This is a genomic window from Streptomyces sp. NPDC054765 (assembly GCF_053612065.1).
Genome location: NZ_JBSHBP010000001.1, coordinates 177354 through 193780 on the forward strand (window position 1 = coordinate 177354; position 16427 = coordinate 193780).

At 71.8% G+C, this 16427-nt stretch carries 15 protein-coding genes; 10 read left to right on the top strand and 5 right to left on the bottom strand.

What is annotated here, in order from left to right:
* Positions 1-11: 11 nt before the first annotated feature.
* A complete protein-coding gene (locus ACWGJY_RS00885) occupies positions 12-896 on the bottom strand; it encodes a MerR family transcriptional regulator (RefSeq protein ID WP_453258653.1) in 885 nt (294 codons plus the stop codon).
* 289 nt (positions 897-1185) lie between these two features.
* On the opposite strand from ACWGJY_RS00885, the gene ACWGJY_RS00890 reads away from it, so the two are divergent.
* The 4 genes from ACWGJY_RS00890 to ACWGJY_RS00905 all read left to right on the top strand — a co-directional run bounded on the left by ACWGJY_RS00890 (position 1186) and on the right by ACWGJY_RS00905 (position 5109).
* Positions 1186-2715 (top strand): flavin-containing monooxygenase, encoded by a 1530-nt coding sequence (locus ACWGJY_RS00890; RefSeq protein WP_453258654.1) that lies wholly within the window; start codon positions 1186-1188, stop codon positions 2713-2715.
* Complete coding sequence (locus ACWGJY_RS00895) at positions 2712-3731, top strand: alpha/beta fold hydrolase (protein WP_453258655.1); 1020 nt, start codon at positions 2712-2714, stop codon at positions 3729-3731. The genes ACWGJY_RS00890 and ACWGJY_RS00895 overlap by 4 nt, the downstream gene beginning before the upstream one ends.
* On the top strand, positions 3728-4609 hold the full coding sequence (locus ACWGJY_RS00900; protein WP_453258656.1) for an SDR family oxidoreductase: 882 nt from the start codon (positions 3728-3730) through the stop codon (positions 4607-4609). Before ACWGJY_RS00895 ends, ACWGJY_RS00900 begins: the two co-directional genes overlap by 4 nt.
* A gap of 245 nt (positions 4610-4854) precedes the next feature.
* Complete coding sequence (locus tag ACWGJY_RS00905) at positions 4855-5109, top strand: hypothetical protein (RefSeq protein WP_453258657.1); 255 nt, start codon at positions 4855-4857, stop codon at positions 5107-5109.
* 154 nt (positions 5110-5263) lie between these two features.
* Here the strand turns inward: ACWGJY_RS00905 and ACWGJY_RS00910 are convergent, their stop codons facing one another.
* Both ACWGJY_RS00910 and ACWGJY_RS00915 read right to left on the bottom strand, forming a co-directional pair.
* Positions 5264-8668, bottom strand: a complete 3405-nt coding sequence (locus ACWGJY_RS00910) for a S41 family peptidase (protein ID WP_453258777.1) — start codon at positions 8666-8668, stop codon at positions 5264-5266.
* 189 nt (positions 8669-8857) lie between these two features.
* Positions 8858-9475, bottom strand: coding sequence for a hypothetical protein (locus ACWGJY_RS00915; RefSeq protein WP_453258658.1), 618 nt, complete (start codon positions 9473-9475; stop codon positions 8858-8860).
* Positions 9476-9552: 77 nt separating this feature from the next.
* Here ACWGJY_RS00915 and ACWGJY_RS00920 point away from each other — a divergent pair, with 77 nt between their 5' ends.
* A complete protein-coding gene (locus ACWGJY_RS00920) occupies positions 9553-9747 on the top strand; it encodes a hypothetical protein (RefSeq protein ID WP_453258659.1) in 195 nt (64 codons plus the stop codon).
* 92 nt (positions 9748-9839) lie between these two features.
* Here the strand turns inward: ACWGJY_RS00920 and ACWGJY_RS00925 are convergent, their stop codons facing one another.
* A complete protein-coding gene (locus ACWGJY_RS00925; RefSeq protein ID WP_453258660.1) occupies positions 9840-10070 on the bottom strand; it encodes a DUF397 domain-containing protein in 231 nt (76 codons plus the stop codon).
* Positions 10063-10938: a helix-turn-helix domain-containing protein gene (locus tag ACWGJY_RS00930; protein ID WP_453258661.1), complete on the bottom strand. Its 876-nt coding sequence runs from the start codon at positions 10936-10938 to the stop codon at positions 10063-10065. The genes ACWGJY_RS00925 and ACWGJY_RS00930 overlap by 8 nt, the downstream gene beginning before the upstream one ends.
* Positions 10939-11489: 551 nt before the next feature.
* Here ACWGJY_RS00930 and ACWGJY_RS00935 point away from each other — a divergent pair.
* The 5 genes from ACWGJY_RS00935 to ACWGJY_RS00955 all read left to right on the top strand — a co-directional run bounded on the left by ACWGJY_RS00935 (position 11490) and on the right by ACWGJY_RS00955 (position 16370).
* Positions 11490-12149 (top strand): ATP-binding protein, encoded by a 660-nt coding sequence (locus tag ACWGJY_RS00935; RefSeq protein ID WP_453258662.1) that lies wholly within the window; start codon positions 11490-11492, stop codon positions 12147-12149.
* Positions 12150-12342: 193 nt separating this feature from the next.
* Positions 12343-13488: an energy-coupling factor ABC transporter permease gene (locus ACWGJY_RS00940; protein WP_453258663.1), complete on the top strand. Its 1146-nt coding sequence runs from the start codon at positions 12343-12345 to the stop codon at positions 13486-13488.
* Between the two features lies 1 nt (position 13489).
* Positions 13490-14251 (top strand): cobalt ECF transporter T component CbiQ, encoded by a 762-nt coding sequence (cbiQ, locus tag ACWGJY_RS00945; protein WP_453258664.1) that lies wholly within the window; start codon positions 13490-13492, stop codon positions 14249-14251.
* Entirely contained in the window at positions 14239-15012 is a 774-nt protein-coding gene (locus ACWGJY_RS00950) for an energy-coupling factor ABC transporter ATP-binding protein (RefSeq protein ID WP_453258665.1), read from the top strand. Before cbiQ ends, ACWGJY_RS00950 begins: the two co-directional genes overlap by 13 nt.
* A 128-nt stretch (positions 15013-15140) precedes the next feature.
* Complete coding sequence (locus ACWGJY_RS00955) at positions 15141-16370, top strand: serine hydrolase domain-containing protein (protein WP_453258666.1); 1230 nt, start codon at positions 15141-15143, stop codon at positions 16368-16370.
* The last annotated feature ends 57 nt before the right edge of the window (positions 16371-16427 follow it).

Here is a 16427-nt window from a genome sequence, read left to right on the forward strand (position 1 = left end):
GCGGTGCCGGGTCACTCCTCCTCCAGCGCCTGTCCCTGTCCCAGCCCCTTCTCCTGCGCCTGTTCCGGCCCCTGCCCCTGCCCCTGCCCCTGCTCCTTCTCCTGTCCCTGCTCCCGCAGCCACTTCGCCAGCTCCGCCCGGACGCGGCGGTCCACGGCCATGGAGAGTTCGGCCTCGACCACGCCCTTGGAGAGGGGGCGGAGCTTTTCGACGGCCTCGGCGATGCGGTCGACCTCCTGGGGGCCGGGCGGCTCGCCCGACGGGGTGCGGGCAAGGACGTCGGAGAGGACGTGGGTGCGGATGAGGGTGGTGAAGATGTCGGCGAGGGCGTCGGCGTGGACGCGTACCTGGCGGCCGGCTTCGAGGACGGCGGCCAACGGGACGCCCCTGTCGACGAGTTCGGTCGAGGCATCGAGCAGGCGGCGGCTGATGTGGACGAACTCGTCCCCGTCGACGGCGAGATAGCCGATGTCCAGGGACGCGGTGAGGTTCTCGGCGGTGATGTCCTCGCTGAAGTGGTCGGCGAGTTCCTCGGGGGTCAGGCGTACAGGCGTCTCCTCGGACCAGGGCGGGACGAGGGGGTTCTCCAGGCCGAGGAGTTCGCCCACGTCGCGGCCGGTGTCGAAGGCCGAGAGGAGTTCGGCGATGCCGCCGAGGGTGTGGCCGCGCTCCAGGAGGGCGCCGATGGTGCGCAGGCGGGCGAGGTGGTGCTCGTTGTACCAGGCGATCCGGCCCTCGCGGCGCGGCGGCGGGATGAGCTTGCGCTCGCGGTAGAAACGCAGCGTACGGACCGTGATGCCGGCCTCCCCGGCCAGGTCGGCCATGCGGAATTCGCGCGCCGGCGGATGCGCCGCGGGGGCCGTGCGCGCGTCCTGGGGGTCTTCGTTCGCTGCCACGGGTTCAGCCTATGCCGGGGGTGCGGCACGGGGTCGGGGGACGGCGCGGGGCCCGGGGTACGGCGCGGGCGCGGGACCGGGGTGCGGCGCGGGGCCCTGGGCGCGGCACAGGGCTGCGGTGTGAACCGGCGGTAACTTCCTGCCGTCCGACCCCTACCGCTCGGTACGCCGCTGGCCTACGCTCCCATTGCGCCAGTGATTACTGGCACAGTTTGGCGGGGGCGGCTGTGACGCCGGGTGTCACGGCATCGAAGAGGGCAGCGGTACGTCGAACTCGGGAGGCGGCGGAATGGCCGAGCGCGAGCGCAGGCATGTGCGGGTTGCGGTGATCGGATCGGGGTTCGGCGGTCTGGGCGCGGCCGTCCGGCTGCGGCGCCAGGGGATCACCGACTTCGTGATCCTGGAGCGGGCCGACGCGGTGGGCGGCACCTGGCGGGACAACAGCTATCCGGGATGCGCGTGCGATGTGCCCTCGCATCTGTACTCCTTCTCCTTCGCGCCCAACCCGGAGTGGCCGCGGAACTTCTCCGGGCAGCCGCACATCCGCGCGTACCTGGAGCGGGTCACCGACACCTTCGGGCTGCGTGGGCACCTCCGTCTCAACTCGGAGGTGCACGGTCTGCGATGGGACGCGGAGGCGCTGCACTGGGAGGTGGAGACGGCCGGCGGGGCGCTGACCGCGGATGTTGTGGTGTCGGCGACCGGGCCGCTGTCGGACCCCAAGATTCCCGGGATACCGGGGCTGGACACCTTCCCCGGCAAGGTCTCGCACTCCGCCCGCTGGGACCACGACTACGACCTGCGCGGCAAGCGCGTCGCCATGATCGGTACGGGGGCCTCGGCGATCCAGATCGTGCCGGCCGTCCAGCCGGACGTAGCGCGCCTCACGCTCTTCCAGCGCACCCCGCCCTGGGTGCTGCCGCGTGCCGACCGCAAGATCAGCGCGGCCGAGAAATGGCTGCACACCAAGATCCCGGCGACCCGGGCCGCGCGCCGCCAACTGCTCTGGAGCATCCGGGAGTTGCAGGTCAGCGCCTTCACCAAGCGCCCCAATGAGCTGGGGCTGCTCGAATTCCTGGCCAGGAGCCACCTGAAGAAGGCCGTCAAGGACCCGGTGCTGCGGGCCGCGCTCACCCCCGCCTACCGCATCGGCTGCAAGCGGATCCTGCTCTCCAACACGTACTACCCGGCCCTGGCGCAGCCCAATGTGGACGTGGTCGCCGCGGGGCTGAAAGAGGTCCGCGGCAGCACCCTCGTGGGGGCCGACGGCAGCGAGGTGGCGGCCGACGCGATCGTCTTCGGCACCGGTTTCCATGTGACGGACCTGCCGATTGCCCGGCGCGTCACCGGCGTCAACGGGACGACGCTGGCCGAGGAGTGGAAGGACGGCATGCAGGCGCTGCGCGGCGCCAGCGCGGCCGGCTTCCCCAACTTCCTCACCATCATCGGGCCCAACACCGGCCTCGGGAACAGCTCGATGATCCTGATGATCGAGGCGCAGCTGAACTACCTGGCCGACTTCATGCGCCAGCTGGACACCCTCGGCGGGAAGATCGCGCTCGACGCCCGGCCGTCCGCCGTTCAGGAGTGGAACGAGAAGATCCAGCGGCGGATGGCGCGCACGGTGTGGAGCACCGGAGGCTGCGACAGCTGGTATCTGGACACGAGCGGCCGCAACACCACCGTCTGGCCCGGGACGACCGCGGAGTTCAAGAAGGTCACCCGGCAGGTCGACCTCGCGGAGTACGAGGTGCTGCGGCCACCGGCCGGCCGGCCCGCGGACCGGTCCGCCGGAACGGGCGCGGAGGTGGCCGCATGAGCCGCCGGCCCGGATACGTCACCACCGGTCCCTACGCCCCGCCGGTACCGCGTACGACGCTGACCGTCACCTCGGCCGACGGCGCCCGGCTCTACACCGAGGTCCACGGCCCCGGGCACGCCCCCGCCGTCGTCCTGGCGCACGGCTGGACCTGCTCGACCGCCTTCTGGGCCCCGGTCGTCCGCGAACTGGCCGCCGACCACCAGGTCGTCGTCTACGACCAGCGCGGCCACGGCCGCAGCCCCGCCGCCGGTCCGGCCGGCCACAGCACTCATGCGCTCGCCGACGACCTGGTGGCCGTATTGGAGGCGACCTTGAGGCCGGGCGAACGCGCCGTGGTGGGTGGCCACTCCATGGGAGGCATGACGATCATGGCCGCCGCCGAGCGGCCGCAGCTGCGCGAGCGGGCCGCCGCCGCGCTGCTGTGCAGCACCGGCAGCGCCGATCTGCCCGCCGAATCACGGGTGTTCCCGCTGCGCAGCCCGCAGGGCCGCCGTCGCGCACACCGGCTGATGCTGCACTCGCGAGCGCCGCTGGGCCCCGTAACACCGCTCGCCAGGCGCGCCCTGCGGTACGCCACCATGGGCCCCGGCGCGACCGCCGAGCAGATCGAGGCCTGTGCGCGCATCGTGCACGCCTGCCCGCCCGGGGTACGGGCCCGCTGGGGCAGGGTGCTGGCCGGGCTCGAACTGACCGGCGGCGTCAGCCGGCTGGAGCTGCCGACCGCGGTCATCGCGGGCACCGCCGACCGGCTCACCCCGCTGGTGCACGCCCGCCGGCTGGCCTCCGTCCTCCCCGACCTCCGCGGTCTGACCGAGCTGCCGGGCCTGGGGCACATGACACCGGTCGAGGACCCCGGCGCGGTCGCCGGCCGGCTGCGTGCGCTCGTCGCGGACCACCTGGGGACGGCGGGACCGAGCACCGGCATCGGCATCGGGAGTGGAACCGGCATCGGGAGTGGAACCGTAGGCGGTACCTCCCGCTCCACACGGCAGAAGAAGGGGAAGACGGCATGAGTGCGCGCAGGAGCCTGCAGGGGCAGGTCGTCGTGGTGACCGGGGCGGCCCGGGGGGTCGGTGCGCTGCTGGCCCGCAAGCTGTCGGCGCGTGGTGCGACGCCGGCGCTGGTCGGCCTGGAGCCGGACGAACTGCGCGGCGTCGCGGCCTCGCTGCACGGTCCGGCCCACCACTGGCACGCCGATGTCACCGACCACGAGGCGATGGCCCGGGTGGCGGGCGAGGTACAGGACCGCTTCGGGAAGGTCGATGCGGTCGTTGCCAACGCCGGGGTCGCGACCGGCGGCCTGTTCGCCGGCTCCGACCCGGTCTCCTGGAAGCGGGTCATCGAGGTCAACCTCATCGGCGGCGCGGTCACCGCCCGCGCCTTCCTCCCCGCCCTGACGGCGTCCCGCGGCTACTTCCTGCAGATCGCCTCGCTGGCCGCGATCGCCCCGGCGCCGATGATGACCGCCTACTGCGCCTCCAAGTCGGGCGTCGAGGCGTTTGCGCACAGCCTGCGCGCCGAGGTCGGCCACCAGGGCGTACGGGTCGGTGTCGGCTATCTGAGCTGGACCGACACCGACATGGTGCGCGGCGCGGACCAGGACGAGATCATGCGCGAGCTGCGCTCCCGGCTGCCCTGGCCGTCCAATAAGACCTATCCGCCGGGCCCCGCCGTCGACCGGCTCGTCGCGGGCATCGAGCGCCGTTCCGCCCATGTCTACGGGCAGTGGTGGCTGCGCGGGATGCAGCCGCTCCGCGGGTATCTGCCCGCGCTCATCGGGGCGGCGGGCCGACGGGAGATGCGGCGCCTCGGGGACCGGCCGGCCGGGGTGCGGGTCGGGCTGGTGGGCGCCGGCGGTGCGGCGGACGAGAAGGAGCGGGCGGACCGGTGAACCGGTGAACCGGTGAACCGGTGGGAGAGCGGCCCCTGACCGGACGCCGATCGGCCTCTGACCGGCCTCTGACCGGCCGCTAACCGGCCCCTGACCGTCCGCTGAGTGGCCCGCGAGTGAGCTGCCAGCTCACCTTCCACCTCACGGAGAGTAGTCATTCGTGATCGAAATGCGAGCAATGTCCGGGCGTGTCACGCTGAATCGGGGTCACAACCCCCCCCTACACCCCACTAGGAGTGAACAGCATGGGCATCAAGGACCAGTTCCAGGACAAGGCCAACGAGCTCAAGGACCAGGCGCACAAGGCCGCGGGCGACGCTCGCGAGCAGGGTCACGAGCGCGGTCAGCGCCAGGACCAGGAGCGTGGCGGTCAGCGCCAGGACCAGGACCGTCGCCAGGGCGGCCAGGAGCGTGGCCAGCAGCCGCGTGAGCGTGGCCAGCAGGGCCGTCAGCCCGCCCAGGACGCGATGGACGCGGCCGAGGGCCGCCACCAGAGCTGACACGGCTCGTCCTGAACACCACGTGCGGCGGCGTACGCGCCGAGCGTGAAGGGGCGCACCCGGTCGACCGGGTGCGCCCCACTGGTTTTCCCCAGTCCCCAGTTCCCTGGTCCCTTCGACCCCTGGTGGGTTCGGGCGCCCGCCGACCCCTGGCTCAGGCGCCCGCCGCCTCCTCCGCGCCCCCGCTCCGCGGCGGCAACGGCGGCCGTCGCCGGTCCGGCGCATCCGACAGATCCGGCGGCGTCGCCGCCGGATGCCGCTCCAGCAGCTCCAGCACCGTGCGTACCGCGACGCCCAGTTGCGGATGCCGGCCCTCGGCCCAGTGCAGCGGGGAACGCAGTGCCTCGATGTCGACCTCGACGCCGTGGTTCTCCACGCCCCAGCCGTAGAGCCGGAACCATGCGGCGTTCATCGGGACGGTGATCGTGGTGCCGTCGGCGAGCCGGTGCCGTCCGGTCATCCCGACCACCCCGCCCCAGGTGCGCATGCCGACCACCGGGCCGAGGCCCAGGAGCTTGAAGGCCGCGGTGATCATGTCGCCGTCGGACGAGGTCATCTCGTCGGCGACCGCCACGACCGGGCCGCGCGGCGCATTGCTGGTGTACGAGACGGGCTCGGCATCGCGGGTCAGGTCCCAGCCCATGATCGTGCGGGTCAGCTTCTCGATCACCAGCTCGGAGATGTTGCCGCCCGCGTTGCCCCGTACGTCCACGATCAGTGCGGGCCGGGAGACCTCCATCCGCAGATCGCGGTTGAACTGCGCCCAGCCGGAGCCGCCCATGTCGGGGATGTGCAGATAGCCGCACCGGCCGCCGCTCAACTCCCGTACCACCGCCCGGCGTTTGGCCACCCAGTCCTGGTAGCGCAGCGGCCGTTCATCGACCAGCGGGACCACCGCGACCCGGCGGGCCGGGCCCTCGCCCTCCGGCGGGGCGAAGGTGAGCTCCACCGTGGTGCCGCCGGCCGCCGCCAGCAGCGGATACGGGCCGGTGGCCGGGTCCACCCGGCGGCCGTCGACATGGGTGAGCGCCGCACCCTCGCGGATGCCCGTACCGGCCAGCGGGGAGCGGGCCTTGGAGTCCGACGACTCGCCGGGCAGGATCCGGGCGACCACCCAACGGCCGTCCCGGCACACGAAGTTGGCGCCGAGCAGCCCCATGGCGCGCTGGTAGTGCGGCGGTCCCTCGTTGCGCCGGGCGCCGACGACGTAGGCATGCGAGGTTCCCAGCTCGCCCATGACCTCGCGCAGCAGATCGGCGAACTCGTCCGGGGAGGCGACCCGGTCGAGCAGCGGCCGGTACTGCGCGAGCACCGCGTCCCAGTCGAGACCGCACATGCGCGGATCCCAGAAGTAGGCCCGGGTGATCCGGCCCGCCTCCTCGAACGCCTGCCGCCACTCGGCCGGCGGTTCGACATCGTGCAGGATGCGCCGCAGGTCCAAAAAGACCGTCGAATCGCTGTCCGGCGGCTCGTTCGCGGGCACCGCGCGCAGTTCGCCCTCGTCGTTGACGACCAGCCGCGAGCCGTCGCCGCTGAGCGCGAAACCGTCCAGGGAGCTGCTGAGTTCGGTGCGCCGCGCCTTGGTCAGATCGAAGTGTTCGAGGGTGGGACGGCCCGAGGTGTCGGCCGGGTTGGCGAACGTCTCGCCCAGCGCGCCGGAGATCGGCCAGCGCAGCCAGACCAGCCCGCCGCCGCTGACCGGCTCCAGGGAGGAGTACTTCGACGCCGCCACCGGGAACGGGGTGACGCGGTTCTCCAGCCCCTCCACCTCCACCAGCACCGTCCCCGCCTCAGCCGGCTGGAGGTCCCCCTGGACGGAGTCCGGGGGAGGAATCTCGTCCGGGTCCAGACCGCCCGCCGCGGGCCGGCCCTCCGGGGACAGCGCGAAGGGCGAGGGGGTCGCCGACGACAGCGGTACGAGATACGGGCGGCAGCCCAGCGGGAACGACAGATCGCCGGTGTGCACGTCGTAGACGGGGTCGAAGCCGCGCCAGGACAGGAACGCCAGATAGCGGCCGTCGCGGGTGAACACCGGCTGCTCGTCCTCGAACCGGCCGTTGGTGACGTCCACGATGTGCCGGTCGGCCGGCCGGGCCATCTTGATCTGCCGCAGCGTACGGCCGATGCCGGGGTGCGACCAGGTCAGCCAGCGCGAATCGGGGGAGAACGCCAGGTCGCGCACCGGGCCGTTGGCGGAGCGGATCAGCTCGGTGACACCGCCGGGGCCGGCGGCTTCCTCCTGTGCCGACCGGTCCTCCCCGGTCGGCGCCTCGTCCGGCCGGGCCACGTCCACCAGCAGCAGCCGGCCGTCGTGGGAGGCCACCGCCAGCCGTTCCCCGTCCGGCGCGGAGGTCATCTCATGGACCCGGCCCAGCTCACCGGCGGCCAGCCGGCGCGGTTCGCCCGGCGCACCGGCCCGCGGCAGGTTGGTGATCTCGATCGCGTCCTCGCCCTCGGCGTCGGTGACGTAGGCGATCCGTCCGGTGGAGCCCAGCATTTCGGGGAGCCGGACGCGTACGCCCGGGGTGTCGTGGAGGGTCCTCGCCGGCCCGTCGCGATGGGTGAGCCAGTACAGACTGCCGCGTACGCCGACCGCGCTGGCCCGCCCGGTGGTGTCCACGGCGAGCCCGGTGACGTGCGAGGCGGCCGGGACCTGGTAGGTCCGCCGGCCGGCCCGCGGACCGCCCAGGCGCACGGCCAGCTTGCGCGGTACGGCCTCCGGGCTCAGATCGTCGATCAGCCAGAGGCCGCCGGCGCACTGGTAGACGATCCGTGAACCGTCGGTCGAGGCGTGCCGGGCGTAGAAGTCGGCGTGGTCGGTGTGCCGGCGCAGATCGGTGCTGTCGGGCAGACACGAGTAGACATTGCCGATGCCCTCGTGGTCGGAGAGGAAGGCGACCCGGCCGCCGACGAACATCACCGAGTCGAGGTGCCCGCGCAGATCCGGCAGCAGCCGGGTGCCGTGCAGCCACATCCGGCCCATCGCGCCGCCCCGGTAGCGCTTCCAGGAGGCGGGCTCGTGCGGCGGTTTGCCGCTGAGCAGGAGGGTGCGGCGTTCCCCTTCGAAGTCGGCGACCGCGATGTCGGAGACCGGCCCCCAGGGCAGTTGGCCGCCGGGGCTGCCGTCGGTGGGCAGGCTGTAGGCCCACGAGTAGTACGAGAACGGCTGGCCGTGCGAGGAGACCGCGAGGATGTGCGACTGGCCTTCGTGGTCGGGCGGCGTCCACCCGCAGACCCGGGCATCGGTGCTGCCCCAGTACGTCAGCCGGCGGGCCGGCCCGCCGGCGACCGGCGCGAGATGGACCTCCGGGTCGAGGCTGCGCCAGGTGGTGAAGGCGAGGTGCTGTCCGTCGGGGGAGAAGCGGGGGTGGCCGACGCGGGTGCGGTCCACGGTCAGCCGCCAGGCACGGCCGGGTTCCTGTCCGTCCGGGGCGATCGGGGCGATCGGGGCGATCCACAGGTCGTCCTCGGCGGCGAAGCAGAGCAGGTCACCGTGCAGATGCGGATAGCGCAGATACGCGCCGTCGGACGATCCCGGCGGACTCGTGGCGGGCGGCATCCGGCGCAGCCGCCCGCGGGCCTTGGCGGGTACCGACTCCGGGCGCGGCCCGACGTCCTCGGGTGCATCGCTCACGTTCCCATGGTTTCGGGACGGGGGTGGGGCGGCAAGTCGGCCGGGCCCGCTCTCCATGTGGGGGGCGCCCTGCGCCATGAAACGGCACAAGGGCGGGCCCGTCGCGGCAGATGTTCACCCCATGATCGGGATGGGGTGCCCTGGGGTCTCCAGCCACGGTGTGTGCCGGCCGTCGGGGGTCACGGTCATACCGAAGTGCTGCGGGCGAGGGCGGGAGTGGCTCTGCCACCAGTGGTGGGCGGCCTCCACTTCATTCCAGAGCCGGCGGGGGCCTTGCTCCCAGACGGTGAACCGGTCATCCGTCCGCCCGTCGTAGTCGATGGCGGCCCAGGAGGTGGCATCAGTGGTGGCCACCCAGAGGCGGGAGGCCACGCCGTCCACGTCGGGGTCCTCGTGCCAGGTGAACCACACGTCAGGGAGCTGGAGGCCGATGGCGAACTGTGCCGCCCAGTCGTCCCCGGTGACCGTCCAGGGGGGCAGACGGGTGGCGGACTCCTCGGGTACGTGCTCGTCCCGCACCACGTCCCGGAAGATCCGCAGATCCGTGCGTTGGCCGCGCATGAGCATGAACGCGGAATACGGGTGGAAGCGGCCGGAGGCGATCCCCTTGGAGTCCGTCGTAAGGCGCAGGGGGCCATGGCACAGCCACGGTGTTTTGCCGTTCGGTGACCTCTGACAGGCGCTCTTGACCGATTGCCAGGAGATTTTGTCGACCAGTGGTTTCTGGCACATCCCGGGGCTCTTCCCTGGGCTCTTCCCTGGGCTTGAGACAATCGACAGGACCGTACGAACGAACAGGGGTGGAGATCATGGTCAATCTGGTGCTGCTCGGCGTCTTGGTGCTCGCCATCGGCGGGTGTGCATGTGTGGTGTGGGCGGAGCGCGGCGGGCCCCGTTGGGTCCGCGGTGTGGCGAGCGTGACGCTCGCCGCGAGCGAGGTGGTGCGTCGCTCCCAGAAGAAGAACCGGCGACGGAGCTCGGGGACCACCAGCGGCCGCGACTAGCTCGGAACGGATGACGCAGTCTGAACTGGGTGGTCGCAGTCGCCTGACAATTGGTCAAGATCGCCTGTCAGAGGTCATTGCGTGGGCCTCAGTTACCGAACGTCGCCGTCGGCCGAGGCGCCCCGGACTTCGTCAATGAACGCGGCGAATGCTGCCGCCGGGAATGCCAGCGTGGGCCCGCCCGGGGTCTTGGAGTCGCGGACGGCTACCCGGGCGTGCAGGTCCGCGACCTCGATGCATGCGTTGCCTTCGCCTCCGCTGTAGCTGCTCTTGAACCAACTGGGAGCCGGTACTTCTATGCCGGACAGCGGGCGATCAGCCATGAGACAGCTCCTGTCGTAGTTTGGCCAGCAGCCGCAACGACGCAGAGGTGTCGGCTGCTTGTGAGCGAAGATAGTCGAAGGTGAGCTTATAGCCGGATACATCTTCGGCTTCATCGAGATACAGCCCGCGTCGACGCATCTCGATGTAGACCACGGCCATGGAGTTGAGCGGGTTTCGTTCGTCGTTCCTGCCGAGGATGACGAAGTCGCCGGCGCCTGCCGCATGGGCTCCGGCGCTGAACGGCAGGATCTGGATCTCGACCGTAGGGCTCTGCGCCATTTCGTAGAGGTGTTCCAACTGCTGGGCCATCACAGCTGAGTTACCGACCATCCGGCGGATCACGGCTTCATCCAACACAGCCCACAGGTGTAGCGGAGGCTCCCGTCGAAGGATGCCCTGGCGCTGAATCCGGGCGTCCACCATCTGCTCGATCACATCGTTCGGGCTGCGAACCTCGCGCGCCTGATGGATGGCGAGGGCGTACTCCCGCGTCTGAAGCAGGCCGGGAATGACGGTGTTGGCGTAGAGGTGCTCGTACTCGGCTTCGTGCTCGAAGGACACCAGCGGGTCCATCCATTCCGGTACCGCGCTGTTCCCGACCCACCAGCCGTCAGTCTGGGTCCGCGCCACTCGCACCAGGGCGTCGCGTTCACTCGCGGATGCGTCACAGGCGTCGGCGATCGCTTTCACCGTGACCCACCGGATCCGGGCACGGTCCTGCCACATCTCGTAACGGCTTACCGTCGCCTTGCTGACCCCAGCCCGCTCGGCGACCTGCGATTGAGTCAAACCGCATCGCTCGCGCAACGCGATCAAGCCACGGGCGATCTGCATGCGCCCCGCCGGTCCTGTGAGTGTCGCGGTCATCCCCGCCTCTTCCTTCTCGCCCGCCGTTCGCTGTCACGCTCAGCGACGGCCCAACACGGCGAGCGTACGCAGCTATTGGCCGGCACGGGCACCTCCGGTTGCTCGTCACTCACATTGATGAACTCCATTCATGCGTCGGCTATTCATTGGAGTCCAATGGCAGTCTTCTTGCGATGTGTCGATCCTGACTCTGCAAAGGGAGTTGAGGCCATGCGCCGCCAATGTGTGCACGTCATCGATCGACTGCGGTCTCTGATCGCCCCACGTGGCCGACACCGTGCCGGAGCGCTGAGCCGTCTTCCCTGTCCGGCCCGTGCTGCCCGGTCGGCGGCCGTTGCGCTGCCGCCCCGTCGCCCCGGCCCGTACGCCACCGACACGCCCATCGACGGCCGGGCAACGGCCCTGATCCGCCCCTACCTGCTCACCCGCGAGCAGCGGCAAGAGCAAGAGCAAGAGCAACGGCAAGAGCAACCGCAAGAGCAACGGCACCGGCGAAAGGTCCGCACGCGCCGGGTCCCCGCATACGGCATGCGTGACTTGGGGGTGGCGAGGTGACCGCCGATGACTCTTCGCTGCGACGGCTGCCCTGGACCGGAGAGGACGGCCGGCCCTGTTATCTGTCCACGGCCGGCACCGGCCCGGTATCCCGTCTCGCCGACCGGGTCGAGGCCGCGCGGCTCGGCTTGGCGGACGGGCTGCTCGACCGTGCGCGGGACGTACGCGCCGACTCCGGGTGGGAAACGGAGCCCGAACCCGGCGTTCTGGCAGCTCGGTTGGCGGATGCGCTCCGCGGCACGTGGGCGCAGCCGCCTGCCGCGCCGCAGGCATGGGGCCTGCAAGCGCTCCCCGGTGGGGATCTGTCCTCCGCGGGTGCCGCCCGTCAGTACGTACGGGCCATGGCCTGCTGCTGGAGTGTGGGCCCGGAGCAGGCGGACGCCCTGGAATTGATCACCGGGGAGCTTGTCGCCAACGCGCTGAGGCACGGCAACAGTCGTCTCGTCGTCGTCATGCTCTCCCGTACGGCCCGGACCGTGTGCATCAGCGTGACGGACGAGGGGCGGGGGTGTGTGTCCGCACTCCTGGCCAGGCCGGGGCCTGAGCAGGAGTGCGGGCGCGGGCTGCTGATTGTTGAGGCGTTGGCCGACCGGTGGGGGCAGCGCAAACCGGGCGGCGGTTTCACGGTCTGGGCCGAGGTGGTCATCAAGCGCTGACGGCGGGGACGGTGGCGCAGGTCACGATCTCCTCTCCGCTCGTTCGTACGCATGTGCCCGGGGAAAGGGTGTTGCAGGTGGGGCCCGGTATTGCGGTCGCCGTGGCCGTTCCGCATCATGGGCGCTCTTGCAACGTATTTGCAGGAGGCACCACCATGGGTGGGTTGCAGCGCCTGAAGCGGAGAAGTCTGAGATGCACGTACCCGATGGATTCATCAACGCGCCGGTATCGGCCGCGACCGGTGCGGTCGCCGCCGTCGCGGTCGCGGTCAGCCTGCGCGGCGCCCGGCGCGAGCTGGCGGGAACGGGAGCGGGTGCCGCCGCGGGGGCGGAGCGCACGGCGCCGCTGGCCGGACTGGTCGCGGCCTTCATCTTCGCCGTGCAGATGCTGAACTTCCCGGTCGCGGCGGGCACCAGCGGGCATCTGCTGGGCGGGGCGCTCGCGGCGATCCTCGTCGGCCCGTACACCGGTGTGCTGTGTGTCTCCGTCGTGCTGCTCATGCAGGGCGTGCTGTTCGCGGACGGCGGGCTGACCGCGCTGGGCGTGAACATCACCGATATGGCGATCGTGACGACCGTTGTCGCCTACGCCCTGTTCCGGGGCCTGGTGAAGGTGCTGCCGCGACGGCGCCGCTCGATCACCGTGGCCTCGTTCGTCGCCGCGTTGTTCTCGGTACCGGCGGCCGCGGTCGCGTTCACCGCGATCTATGCGCTCGGCGGGACCGCACAGGTGCCGATCGGCAAGGTCTTCACCGCCATGGTGGGCGTGCATGTGCTGATCGGGATCGGCGAGGCGGTGATCACCGCGCTGACGGTCGGCGCCGTGATCGCCGTACGCCCCGATCTGGTCTACGGCGCACGCGGCCTGACCAAGCCGCTGGAGCTGCGCACCTCGCCGCTCAGTACCCCGGCGGACGAGTCCGCTCCGGTCGCCGTTCCTGCCTCCGTGCCCGCATCCGCATCCGCCGCCCCGGCCCCCGCCGCCCCGCGCCGCTCCGTCCGCCGCATCTGGCTGGCCGGACTCGCCGCCGCCCTGGTGTGCGCGGGCGGCATCAGCTACTACGCCTCCGCCAGCCCCGACGGCCTGGAGAAGGTCGCCCACGACCAGGGCATCGACGCCAAGGCCAGGGACCACGCCGCCAAGGACTCCCCGCTCGCCGACTACAGCGTCAAGGACATCACCGACCCGCGGCTGGCCGGCGGCCTCGCCGGGGTCATCGGGGTCGGCGCGACGCTGGCCGTGGGCACCGGCGTGTTCGTCGTGCTGCGGCGCCGCCGGAACACCGGCGCCGCGGAGCGGCCGGGCGAGGGTGCCGGGCACCCGTCGGAGAGCGTCTGAGATGGGCGCCGGACATGCGCACAAGCTGTACCGGCACGGGCATTCGCCGGTCCATGCCCTGCCGGCGCACTGCAAGATCGCCGCGGTCTTCTGCTTCGTCCTCGTCGTCGTCTCCACCCCGCGGGAGAAGCTCTGGGCGTTCGGGCTCTACGCACTGCTGATCGCGGCCGCCGCCGGAGCCGCCCGGATCCCGGCCGGATTCCTGCTCAAGCGGCTGCTGATCGAGGTGCCGTTCGTCGCCTTCGCCCTGCTGATGCCGTTCGTCGCCGAGGGGCCGCGGGTCCAGGTCCTCGGGATGAGCCTGAGCGCTTCCGGGCTGTGGGGCGCCTGGAACATCCTCGCCAAGGGGACGCTGGGCGTCGCCGCCTCCGTGCTGCTCGCCTCCACCACCGAACTGCGCGCACTCCTGCTCGGCCTGCAGCAGCTGAGGATGCCGCCGCTGCTCGTCCAGATCGCATCCTTCATGATCCGCTACGGCGATGTGATCACCGACGAGATGCGGCGGATGCGGATCGCCCGGCTCTCCCGCGGCTTCGAGGCGCGCGGCGTCCGCCACTGGGGCGTGCTCGCCAAGTCCGCCGGCGCGCTGTTCATCCGCTCCTACGAACGCGGTGAGCGGGTTCACCTCGCGATGGTCAGCCGCGGCTACACCGGCGCCATGCCCCAGATCACCGAGACCACCGCCACCGGCGCACAATGGACCCGCGCGGCTGCCCTCCCCGTCGCCGCGCTCGCCGTCTGCCTCCTGGGATGGACCCTTTGAGCACCGCCACGCCCGCCCCCTCCCTCGCCGTCTCCCGGCTCGCCTACGCCTACCCCGACGGCCACCAGGCGCTCTTCGGCGTCGACCTGACCGTCGGCCGCGGTGAGCGGGTCGCCCTGCTCGGGCCCAACGGCGCCGGCAAGACCACCCTCGTCCTGCACCTCAACGGCATCCTCGATGCGGGCGCCGGCACCGTCGCGGTCGCCGGACTCCCGGTCGCCAAGGAGAACCTCGCGGAGATCCGCCGCCGCGTCGGCATCGTCTTCCAGGACCCCGACGACCAGCTGTTCATGCCCACCGTCCGCGAGGACGTCGCCTTCGGGCCGGCCTCCGCGGGACTGCGCGGCGCTGCACTGGAAGAGCGGGTCACCGAGGCGCTCACCCGGGTCGGCATGGCAGCCTTCGCCGACCGGCCGCCGCACCACCTCTCCTTCGGGCAGCGCCGCCGGGTCGCCGTCGCGACCGTACTGGCGATGCGGCCGGAGATCCTGGTCCTCGACGAACCGTCCTCCAACCTCGACCCGGCCTCCCGCCGTGAACTCGCCGACATCCTGCGGTCGTTGGACGTCACCGTCCTGATGGTCACGCACGATCTGCCGTACGCGCTGGAGCTGTGCCCGCGCTCCGTCGTGCTCTCCGGAGGCGTCATCGTGGCCGACGGGAGCACCCAGGAGCTGCTGTGCGACGGGGAACTGATGCGCACCCACCGGCTGGAGCTGCCCTTCGGGTTCGATCCGCGGTCGGTCGACGTACCGCTGTGACCCGCGGCTGAGCCACACACGGTGATCTGCCGCCGCACCGCCCGCGTGTGACGAACGCCACGGGCCGCGGTCCTGGTCATCAGCACTGATCCGCGCGTTGCACCATGGATGGGTCACGAAAGCGACGGATGAGTGGGAAGCAGGAATCAGTGGTGGACGTCCAGGGCACGGTCGAGGACGGCTTCGAGCCGGTCCGGGACGCCTTCATGGCCAACTTCGCCGGGCGCGGCGAACGGGGCGCGGCGGTCGCCGTGTACCGGCACGGGCGCAAGGTCGTCGACCTGTGGGGCGGTACCAAGGACGGGGATGCGGACGGGGACGCGGCCGGGGATGCCGCCGGCGCGGCGCCCTGGGAGGCCGGCACGGCCCAGGTGATCCGGTCCGCGTCCAAGGGCATCGCCGCCCTTGTTCCGCTGCTGCTGCACCAGCGCGGACAGCTCGACCTCGATGCCCCGGTCGGCACGTACTGGCCCGAGTTCAAGGCCGCCGGCAAGGAACGCGTCCTGGTCCGCCATCTGCTGTCGCACCGCGCCGGGCTGCCGGCCCTGGACACCCCGCTCACCCCCGGCCAGGCCATCGACGGCGTCAGCGGCCCCGCCGCACTCGCCGCCCAGGCACCCTTCTGGGAGCCCGGCACCGACCACGGCTACCACGCACAGACCTACAGCTGGCTGATCGGCGAGCTGGTGCTGCGGGTCACCGGCCGCAGCGTCGGCAGCTGGATCGCCGAGGAGATATCCCGGCCGCTCGGCCTCGATCTGTGGATCGGTCTGCCCGAGGCGGAACAGTCCCGCGTCGGACGGCTGGCCCCCGTCGGCACCCCGGCCCCGCCCGCCGCGACGGGGCTGCGGGTACGCCCGAAGCCGTCCGTCGCCGACGCCTACGCCGATCCGGACTCGCTCACCAGCCGCGCCTTCGCCGCGATCACTCCGGCGCCCGACGAGAACGCCCCGGCATACCGGGCCGCCGAGCTGCCCGCCTCCGCCGGCATCGCCACCGCCCGTTCGCTGGCCCGCTGTTACGCCGCGCTCATCGGGGCCGTCGACGGCCACCCCCGGCTCTTCGCGCCCGCGACGCTCACCCTCGCCAGGACCGAGGAGTCCGCGGGGCCGGACCGCACCCTCCTCGTCCCCACCCGGTTCGGACTGGGCTTCATGCTGCACGGACCGGCCGCGCCGCTCCTGGCGCCCGGTTCCTTCGGCCACCCCGGCCGCGGGGGCGCGCTGGCCTGTGCCGATCCGGAGACCGGGTTCGCGTTCGGCTATGTGACGAACGGGATGCAGAAGAATGTGACGGCGGATCCGCGGGCGCAGGCGCTGCTGCGGGCGGTTGCCGCTGTTCCCCACGCTGCCGGGTGACCTCGCCGTACCTCTTTGGCGGGCGGTGACCCGTTCTGCGTGCCCACGGAGGGAGCG

What these genes read in the sequence shown, in the direction of transcription:
- ACWGJY_RS00890 (WP_453258654.1), top strand. Translation starts at nt 1,186, where the DNA reads ATGGCCGAGCGCGAGCGCAGGCATGTGCGGGTTGCGGTGATCGGATCG.
- ACWGJY_RS00895 (WP_453258655.1), top strand. Translation starts at nt 2,712, where the DNA reads ATGAGCCGCCGGCCCGGATACGTCACCACCGGTCCCTACGCCCCGCCG.
- ACWGJY_RS00900 (WP_453258656.1), top strand. Translation starts at nt 3,728, where the DNA reads ATGAGTGCGCGCAGGAGCCTGCAGGGGCAGGTCGTCGTGGTGACCGGG.
- ACWGJY_RS00905 (WP_453258657.1), top strand. Translation starts at nt 4,855, where the DNA reads ATGGGCATCAAGGACCAGTTCCAGGACAAGGCCAACGAGCTCAAGGAC.
- ACWGJY_RS00910 (WP_453258777.1), bottom strand. Translation starts at nt 8,668, where the DNA reads ATGCCGCCCGCCACGAGTCCGCCGGGATCGTCCGACGGCGCGTATCTG.
- ACWGJY_RS00915 (WP_453258658.1), bottom strand. Translation starts at nt 9,475, where the DNA reads ATGTGCCAGAAACCACTGGTCGACAAAATCTCCTGGCAATCGGTCAAG.
- ACWGJY_RS00920 (WP_453258659.1), top strand. Translation starts at nt 9,553, where the DNA reads ATGGTCAATCTGGTGCTGCTCGGCGTCTTGGTGCTCGCCATCGGCGGG.
- ACWGJY_RS00925 (WP_453258660.1), bottom strand. Translation starts at nt 10,070, where the DNA reads ATGGCTGATCGCCCGCTGTCCGGCATAGAAGTACCGGCTCCCAGTTGG.
- ACWGJY_RS00930 (WP_453258661.1), bottom strand. Translation starts at nt 10,938, where the DNA reads ATGACCGCGACACTCACAGGACCGGCGGGGCGCATGCAGATCGCCCGT.
- ACWGJY_RS00940 (WP_453258663.1), top strand. Translation starts at nt 12,343, where the DNA reads ATGCACGTACCCGATGGATTCATCAACGCGCCGGTATCGGCCGCGACC.
- cbiQ (WP_453258664.1), top strand. Translation starts at nt 13,490, where the DNA reads ATGGGCGCCGGACATGCGCACAAGCTGTACCGGCACGGGCATTCGCCG.
- ACWGJY_RS00950 (WP_453258665.1), top strand. Translation starts at nt 14,239, where the DNA reads ATGGACCCTTTGAGCACCGCCACGCCCGCCCCCTCCCTCGCCGTCTCC.
- ACWGJY_RS00955 (WP_453258666.1), top strand. Translation starts at nt 15,141, where the DNA reads ATGAGTGGGAAGCAGGAATCAGTGGTGGACGTCCAGGGCACGGTCGAG.